The sequence below is a fragment of the Accumulibacter sp. genome, from assembly GCF_016789985.1.
GTDB lineage: Bacteria > Pseudomonadota > Gammaproteobacteria > Burkholderiales > Rhodocyclaceae > Accumulibacter.
In genome coordinates this window covers 1-8,145 of record NZ_JAEUOL010000010.1, presented here as the reverse complement: position 1 = coordinate 8,145, position 8,145 = coordinate 1, and the positions used below count along the sequence as shown (strand labels likewise).

Annotated in this window: 7 protein-coding genes; 4 read left to right on the top strand and 3 right to left on the bottom strand. The window is 66.5% G+C overall.

All coding sequences use genetic code 11. The annotated features are described in order from the left end of the window. The first annotated feature begins 293 nt into the window (after nt 1-293). The 4 genes from JNK99_RS00695 to JNK99_RS00680 all read left to right on the top strand — a co-directional run bounded on the left by JNK99_RS00695 (nt 294) and on the right by JNK99_RS00680 (nt 6,396). Complete coding sequence (locus JNK99_RS00695; RefSeq protein WP_291847166.1) at nt 294-1,496, top strand: efflux RND transporter periplasmic adaptor subunit; 1,203 nt, start codon at nt 294-296, stop codon at nt 1,494-1,496. After that, nucleotides 1,493-4,567, top strand: coding sequence for an efflux RND transporter permease subunit (locus JNK99_RS00690; protein ID WP_291847164.1), 3,075 nt, complete (start codon nt 1,493-1,495; stop codon nt 4,565-4,567). Before JNK99_RS00695 ends, JNK99_RS00690 begins: the two co-directional genes overlap by 4 nt. A gap of 344 nt (nt 4,568-4,911) precedes the next feature. Beyond that, nucleotides 4,912-5,757 carry a hypothetical protein gene (locus tag JNK99_RS00685; protein WP_291847162.1) on the top strand — a complete coding sequence of 282 codons (846 nt, stop codon included), beginning with the start codon at nt 4,912-4,914 and terminating at the stop codon, nt 5,755-5,757. A gap of 42 nt (nt 5,758-5,799) precedes the next feature. Continuing rightward, nucleotides 5,800-6,396 (top strand): hypothetical protein, encoded by a 597-nt coding sequence (locus JNK99_RS00680; protein WP_291847160.1) that lies wholly within the window; start codon nt 5,800-5,802, stop codon nt 6,394-6,396. Nucleotides 6,397-6,538: 142 nt separating this feature from the next. Here the strand turns inward: JNK99_RS00680 and JNK99_RS00675 are convergent, their stop codons facing one another. The 3 genes from JNK99_RS00675 to JNK99_RS00665 form a co-directional block, all read right to left on the bottom strand. Next, nucleotides 6,539-6,835 (bottom strand): CRISPR-associated endonuclease Cas2, encoded by a 297-nt coding sequence (locus JNK99_RS00675; RefSeq protein ID WP_291847158.1) that lies wholly within the window; start codon nt 6,833-6,835, stop codon nt 6,539-6,541. After that, complete coding sequence (cas1, locus tag JNK99_RS00670) at nt 6,825-7,796, bottom strand: CRISPR-associated endonuclease Cas1 (RefSeq protein WP_291847156.1); 972 nt, start codon at nt 7,794-7,796, stop codon at nt 6,825-6,827. The genes JNK99_RS00675 and cas1 overlap by 11 nt, the downstream gene beginning before the upstream one ends. A 17-nt stretch (nt 7,797-7,813) precedes the next feature. Continuing rightward, nucleotides 7,814-8,145: CRISPR-associated endonuclease Cas2 (locus JNK99_RS00665; RefSeq protein ID WP_291847152.1), on the bottom strand; the 332-nt coding region annotated here is incomplete at its 5' end.

Here is an 8,145-nt window from a genome sequence, read left to right as displayed (position 1 = left end):
GATACAGGCCGGCTGGCTTCGCGCCGCGTTGCCGAGCCGCCCTCCGCTCTTCGGGCGCTACGCGCCCTCATCGCTGCGGGCAACTCGGCAACGCCTTTCCAGCTCGAAGGAAATTTACAGAAAGCATGTTGCACTAACAGGCCAGGAGCTGGCTGGCACGACTGCGGTTCGCTCGATCGGGGTTCCGGATTCGCTCCGGCTTCGCTACACTTCGCCGCCTGCCCGGATCTTTGCCGCGGCTGCCTCGTGCTACCACCTTGAGTTGCCCGCCGTGGCGGGAGATGCGGATCGACATGTCGAGCAGGAAAAAGCGCTTTCTGGTTCTGGCCGTTGCCCTGGCGGGTCTCGTCGCACTCGGTTACCTGGCCCACACGGTTTTCCGCGAGCCTGCCGGATTGCAGGCGCCGATGGCCGGCCAGTCAGGCGGGCCGCCGGGCGGCGCACCGCCTGGCGGTGGATCGTCTTCGAGCGCGCCGACGCGCGTCGAGACGGCGCGCGTGCAGGCCGCCGAGCTGGCGCTCGAGGCCAGTGCCGTCGGTTCGCTGCGCTCCAACGAATCGGTCGTCCTGCGCCCGGAGACGGCGGGGCGCATTGCCCGGATCAACTTCCGCGACGGGGTCGCGGTCGTCAGGGGGGGGCTGCTGCTCGAACTCGATGCGGCGATGCAGGGCGCCGAGCTGGACCAGGCGCGCGCCAACCTCGGACTGGCGCAGGCCAATCTCAAGCGCAGCGAGGATCTGTTCGCCAGGACCTTCATCAGCCGGCAGGCGCTCGACAACGCACAGGCCACCCTGAAGGTGCAGGAAGCGACGCTGGCTCTGGCCCAGGCGAAATTCGACAAGACGCGCCTCCGGGCGCCGTTCGCCGGCATCGTCGGCATCCGCAACGTGAGTGTCGGCGACTACGTCAAGGAAGGGCAGGATCTGGTCAACATCGAGGACATCGCCACACTGAAGATCGACTTCCGCCTGCCCGAATCCTATCTGCCGCAGCTCAGGCCGGGGCAGCGCCTCGAGGTATCGAGCGATGCGCTGCCGGGTCAGATCTTCCCGGCCGTGCTCGACGCGATCAACCCGCTGGTCGAAGCCGGCGGTCGCGCCATCGCCCTGCGCGCCCAGTTGCCGAATGGCGAAGCTCGCCTGCGTCCCGGCATGTTCGTGCGCGTGCGGCTGATCTTTGCGCAGCGCAACAACGTCCTGCTGGTTCCCGAGCAAGCGGTGATTCCGGACAGCAAGGCACCCTACGTCTACCGCGTGCTGGATGGCCGGGCGAAACGCACGCCGATCAGGACCGGCCTGCGGCGTGACGCCCTGGTCGAGGTGGTCGAGGGTCTGAGCGCTGGCGACGAAGTGGTCACCGCCGGGCAGATGAAACTGCGCGACGGTGCCACCGTGCGCCCGCTCGGCGAAGGCGGCGGGCCGGCCGCGTCAGCCCCGCCGGCTGCCGTGGCGCCGGTCAACAACAGCGTCGCCGCGCCGGCCGGGCCGGGCAAATGAAGATTTCCGACCTGTGCATCCGTCGCCCGGTGTTTGCGACGGTCCTCTCGCTGGCCATCATGCTGGTCGGGCTGGTCTCCTACACCCGCCTGCCGGTGCGCGAATACCCCAAGATCGACGAACCGGTGGTGACCGTCGATACCACCTATCGCGGTGCCTCGGCCGAGATCATCGAATCGCAGATCAGCAAGCCGCTGGAGGATTCGCTGGCCGGCATCGAAGGGGTGGACGTCATCACCTCGATCTCGCGCCAGGAGAACAGCCAGATCTCGGTGCGTTTCAAACTCGAACGCAATCCGGACTCGGCGGCCTCCGACGTACGCGACCGGGTTTCGCGGGTGCGCAACAAGCTGCCGGCGGACATCGACGAACCGGTCATCGCCAAGGTCGAGGCAGACGCCAATCCGGTCATCTGGATCGCCTTCTCGTCGGACAAGCACTCGGCGCTGGAAGTCACCGATGTCGCCAATCGCATCGTCAAGCCGCGGCTGCAGACGCTGCCCGGCGCGGCCGACGTGCGCGTCTTCGGCGAACGCAAGTTCGCCATGCGCATCTGGCTCGACCGCGACCGGCTGGCGGCCTTCAATCTGACGCCGCAGGATGTCGAGGATGCCTTGCGCCGGCAGAACGTCGAAGTGCCGGCCGGGCGCATCGAAAGCCAGAGCCGCGAGTTCTCGGTGGTGGCGCGCACCGATCTTGCGGAGCCGGCGCAGTTCGCCGAGATCATCGTCAAGCAGGCGGCCGACGCCCGGGGCAGCTATCCGGTGCGCATCGCCGACCTCGGCCGGGTCGAGATCGGTGCCGCCTCCGAGCGCAGCAGCGTGCGCTTCAAGGGCCGGCCGGCGGTCGCTCTGGGGGTGATCAAGCAGGCCACGGCCAATCCGCTCGAACTGTCGCGCGCCCTGCGCGCCGAGTTGCCCAGGCTGATCGGCGAACTGCCGTCCGGCATGACGGCAAACGTCGCCTACGACTCCTCGGTGTTCATCGACCGTTCGATCGACGCCGTTTTCCACACCATCGGCGAGGCGATGCTGCTGGTGCTGCTGATCATCTTCCTCTTCCTGCGCAACTTCCGCGCCACGCTGATTCCGCTGGTGACGATTCCGGTGTCGCTGATCGGTGCCTTCGCGCTGATGCTGGTGCTCGGTTTCACCATCAATACCCTGACCCTGCTCGCGCTGGTGCTGGCCATCGGTCTGGTGGTCGATGACGCGATCGTCGTGCTCGAGAACATCTACCGTCACATCGAGGAAGGCATGCCGCGCCGCCGGGCAGCCTTCCAGGGGGCGCAGGAAATCGGCTTCGCGGTCGTCGCGATGACCATCACGCTGGCCGCGGTCTATGCTCCGGTGGCGTTCATGACCGGGCGTACCGGCAAGCTGTTCGTCGAGTTCGCGCTGACTCTGGCGGGCGCCGTGCTGGTCTCGGGCTTCGTCGCACTGACCCTGTCGCCGATGATGTGCTCGCTGCTGCTCAAGCACGAAACCCGCCACGGCAAGGCCTACCTATGGGTCGAGAATGCCCTCGACGCACTGACCCGCGGCTATCGCCGCGCCCTCGGCGCGGCGCTCGGCCGGCGCTGGCTGGTGATGCTCGCCTTCGCGCTGGTCGCCGGCGCCAACGTGTTGCTGCTCGGCGCGCTGAAATCCGAGCTGGCGCCGATCGAGGACCGCGGCGTCATCATCGGTGTCTTCCTCGGGCCGGAAGGGGCGACACTCGACTACACCGACCGCTATGCTCGCCAGCTCGAAAACATCTATGCCGGCACGAAGGACATCGAGCGCTACTTCGTCGTCGCCGGCAATCCGACCGTCAGTCAGGGCATCTCCTTCGTCGGACTGGTCGACTGGAACGACCGGCAGCGCAACTCGGCGGCCGTGGTCAAGGAACTGTTCCCGAAATTCATGGGCATCCCCGGCGTGATGGCTTTCCCGGTGCTGCCGCCCTCGCTCGGCCAGAGTCCGCGCGAGCGGCCGATCAACTTCGTCATCGTCACCTCGGCGTCGTACGCCGAGCTCGATCGGATGACCACCAGCATCCTCGATGAGGTGGCGAAGAACCCGGGCTTCACCAACGTCGATACCGACCTCAAGCTCAACAAGCCGGAACTCTCGGTGGTGGTCAATCGCGACAAGGCGATGGACACCGGCGTGCAGATCGAGACCGTCGGGCGCACGCTGGAAACCATGCTCGGCGGCCGCCAGGTGACGCGCTTCAAGCGTGAGGGCGAACAGTACGACGTCATCGTGCAGGTCGCCAACGCCGACCGCGCGACGCCTTCCGACATCCGCGACATCTTCGTCCGCGCCAGGGATGGCAGCATGATCCCGCTGGCCAACCTGCTGAGCGTGGACGAGACGGTCAGCCCGCGCGAACTCAATCACTTCGCGCAGCGGCGCGCTGTCACCATCACCGCCAACCTGACCCCCGGCTATGCCATGGGCGAAGCCCTGAGGTTCCTCGAACAGGCCGCCGGACGCGTCCTGCCGGCTGGTTACGCGGTTGATTACGCCGGCCAGTCACGCGAGTTCAAGCTTTCCTCGTCGTCGCTGGCGCTCACCTTCGTCCTCGCGCTGGCCTTCATCTACCTGGTGCTCGCCGCCCAGTTCGAGAGTTTCCGCGACCCATTCATCATCATGCTCACCGTACCCCTGTCGATGACCGGCGCGCTGCTCGCCCTGCTGCTCAGTGGCGGCACGCTCAACGTGTACAGCCAGATCGGCCTGGTCACGCTGGTCGGCCTGATCACCAAGCACGGCATCCTGATCGTCGAGTTCGCCAACCAGTTGCAGGAACGCGGCCGCGACCTCCGGTTGGCGGTGATCGAAGCCGCCGAGCTGCGCCTGCGGCCGATCCTGATGACCACCGGCGCGATGGTCCTGGGCACCATCCCGCTCGCCCTGGCGCGCGGCGCTGGCGCCGAAAGCCGCCAGCAGATCGGCTGGGTGATCGTCGGCGGCCTGCTGCTCGGCACCTTCTTCACCCTCTTCGTCGTGCCGACCGTGTATACGCTGCTGGCCCGCCGCAAGACGGTTGCCGAGGGCGTGGCGGGGGCGGCCGAGGCGCATTGAGCGCCCGGGCTGCCGCCGCGCCGGTCCGGTGCGCTCGGCCAGCCCGTTGCTGGCCTGGGTCGTTGGAACCATTCGTCGTGCCAGCAATCCGATCAGACATCCGGGAGTTCCGGCGCGCTCGCGGAGCGAGCCTTTGCCCACACCGCTGCGACAGATGCCGGGTACGCCAACGACGCCGCTCCCGGCCGGGGAATCCGCCGTTACGACCATCGGAGTTCGCCTGTTGAACGGTCGCGGGTCGATGGTCGGCCGTCGGAGTGCGATGTGATCCGTCATCGGCAGGCAGTCCTGGCCGGTCGAGCGCCGGGACGCGGAATTGCCGCCAGCCACGGCAGGAGGAAGATATGTCGAGAGGAACAGCCAGCGCGCAACGAGTCGTCGAACGCCATTTCCGGAAGTTTGTCAAGGCGACAGGTATTCAGGGGTTTCGGTTCGTCGTGGTCGATGTCACGAAGATCGGGCGGAAGACGCCAAAGTTCGAACTCGCCGTCAAGTTCGCGGACAACATGACGGTGTTGCATCAGGATGCCCATTGGCGACCTGCGGGTTTGCGCAAGATCGCCGTGCCCGCCGACCAGGCAGAAGAGTTCGCGCGCCGCATTCTTCCACGCCTCGCCGATGCCGTGTTTTTCGCAACCATTGACGTCGGATACATGGGGCAGGTCGAGACCGTGCATGCCTTCCTGCGGCGCAAGGCCGCGCCGGGCAGGCTCGGCAGGATCATCGACCCGCTCACCAGCTCTTACCTGGTTCTCGCCAAGGAAACACGCCAGCGCGGGTCTGACGAGTTCTTCATCCAGTTCCATGACGCCTTCGGACCAAACTGCAGCTTCAACGGCAAGATCGAAGCGATCTGCGCCGGGGCCAAGCTGCGAACCTGTGCCGGCGAAGTGACCTACGACAACAGCCGGGGTACCTTCCTGAATCACGGCATTGCGGAAAAGCATATCCGCCAGGAGAACGGCTGCTGCGTGATGGACTGCCTGTTCGACCTGCAGTACGGCCTGACCGGCGTCGAGGTGACCTATACCAACGGCAACTGGAGCGTCAGCGGGGGCAATTTCAGCGAGGACATTTACCATAAGGAAATCACCCTGACCTCTTGCTGTCCGCTTCCCGCTCCTCCTTCATCCAGTCTGTCCGACGAGACCGAAGGTTATCTGCACAGTGGACCACTGGAGGATGAGTAGCCAGGAAAACGTCCACACCGCAACCAACAAGGAGATCGTCCGATGCCTGACCAGGAGAAGAGCAATGGCCCGCGCCCGGGATCGTCGAAACGGCGCTGGCCGATCAAATGCTGTCCCGATCTGATCCTGCTGCCGGCTGATCCGACCGGCAACCACATGCGTGCGCGCAAGGGTGGCCTGGTGTGGGCGGGACAGGAGTTCGAGATGCGTCTGACCTTCGCCGATTCCGAGGGTGACGGGGATGAAGAGGGGGGGTGCCGGTGCAGTTGTTGCGAATACAGGCAGTACGTCCGCGGCACATTCAGACTCAATGGCCGGCTCCAGGAGCACCGTCTGGTCGACGGACGAATGCACCCGACCAAGTGGCGAGAGGACGCGATTCAGCGGTTTCCGGGCGGCCAGTTGCTGCGCTATGGTCACCGCCGGGACACCTACTCGACCTGGGACGACTACCCACCGCTCAGGGGTTCGGGATGCGCGTACCGCGGGCGGGATGCGCCGGGGGTGGTCGCGCTACCCGGCACCGCTTTCGAGATCGACCTCTATTTCAAGGGTGAAGTGCGGGATGTGTGCGAGAACAGAATCGTCGTGCAGCGATATTGGCGGGTGTCATACGCCGGGATTCTGCGGCGGCCCTGAGCGGGCAGCGGCCCACACGGCGCTTGAACCGGGCGCAAAGGCAACGCTGCGGACAGGTATCGCATCCCGGGAGGCGTTGTCGAGTGATCCGGAAACACGTCTCGTCGCTCTCCCGGAGGGTGGGCTGTCCTGTTTCACCGAATCAGGCGATTGCCGCCGGCAGCCCGGTCCACACGATTCCCGCCGGCAGGCTGGCGCGGCCGATGCGGCCCTGAAAGCCGCGCGCCGGCAGCGCGTAACAGCGCACGTCGTCTTCCTGCGGCTTGATCAGCGCGTCGATCTCCTGCAGGCAGCGGTCCTTGGCGGTTGCACTGCCGACCAGCAGGAAGATGCTGTATTCGAGCGGCGTCGCGTGCCGGCACATCTCGCGATGCACCCGCAGCAGGCGGCGCGGATCGCTGATGTCGTAGCCGATGACGAAGGCCAGGTCAGCAGCCATCACCGGCGGGCTCGTCGTGGGGGCCGGCCGGTGCCAGCCCGATCGCGTTGCTCACGTCCGACACGCTCTCGGCGAGCAGCTTGCGCAGGCGGGCGGCCAGTGCTTCCCATTCGGCGTAGAAGCGGGCGCGGCCCGCCTTGCCGAGCAGGCAACCGGCTTCGCTCTGCGTGAAATCCTCCGGTCGCAGCTTCTCCGAGCGAAAGAGCATCAGTGCCTGGCGATCGACCTCGACGCGCAGCGCTTCCACCAGGTCGCAGGCCAGAGACTCGCGCGCGAAATCGAGCGCGTGGTAGAAGCCGATGAAGGGATCGAGCCCCGCACCATACAGGGCGAGCACGGCTTCCGCGTGCAGCAGGGTGTAACCGAGCGAGAGCAACGCGTTCGCCGGATCGCGTGGCGGCCGGCGGTTGCGGCCGGCAAAATGCAGGCGCTCCGGCAGCAGATCGGCGAAGCCCTCGAAGTAGGCGGCAGCGCCGGCGCCTTCCAGGCCGCGCAGCGAGGCGATCGACGGCTGTTCGTCCACCGCGGCGATGCTGCTCGCCAGGCGCTGTAATGACAGCGTCAGCAGATAGCGCGAGCGCGGCTCGCTGTCGCGACGTTCGGCGAGCAGGCCGGCCTGGGCACGCAGTTTGGCCTCGACGATGGCGCGCGCGAAGCGCAGGCAGAACTCGCCGTCGCGCGAGCGCGCGTACTGCGCCACCCGCCTTGCCGCATCGTTGTGCGGGCGACCGAGCAGCAAGGTGGGCACCGCCTTGCGGCCGGACAGCACCACCACGCCGATGCCGCGTTCGCCGAGCTTGCCGAGCAGCGACGAGGAAAGCGTCACGTCGCCGCGCAGGAACACCCGCGCCAGCGGCGCCAGCGGCACCGTACCGACGCGCTCGTCGTTCTCGTAGAACACCAGCGCTTCACCCTCCGCCTTGAGCGTCACACCGCGTCGGTCCACGTACAGGCTGGTCATTGTGCCTTTCTCCTCGCTCAGACGATCAGGAAAACATCGGTCGCCGGCTGGGTCGCCCGGCCCAGCAGGTCGCGCGTCATGCGCGGATCGAGCTGGAAGATGTGCGTGCGGTCCTCCGCCGGATCGAGCAGGTCGGCCAGCGTGCTGCGCACCGCGCACAGTTCGGCAGGCGTCAGCCAGCACTCGAAGAAGGATTTCTGGCCACCGACCTTGAACCTAAATTCCTCTGTTAGCCCATTGCGGCAGCCAGACCAGGAGGGGCCAGGGCCGTGTGCCGCGGCATCTTGGGTTTGACTGCGATGATTTTGTCGACGATGTAGCGAACCAGTGCAGGCCAGCGGGCGGCTTT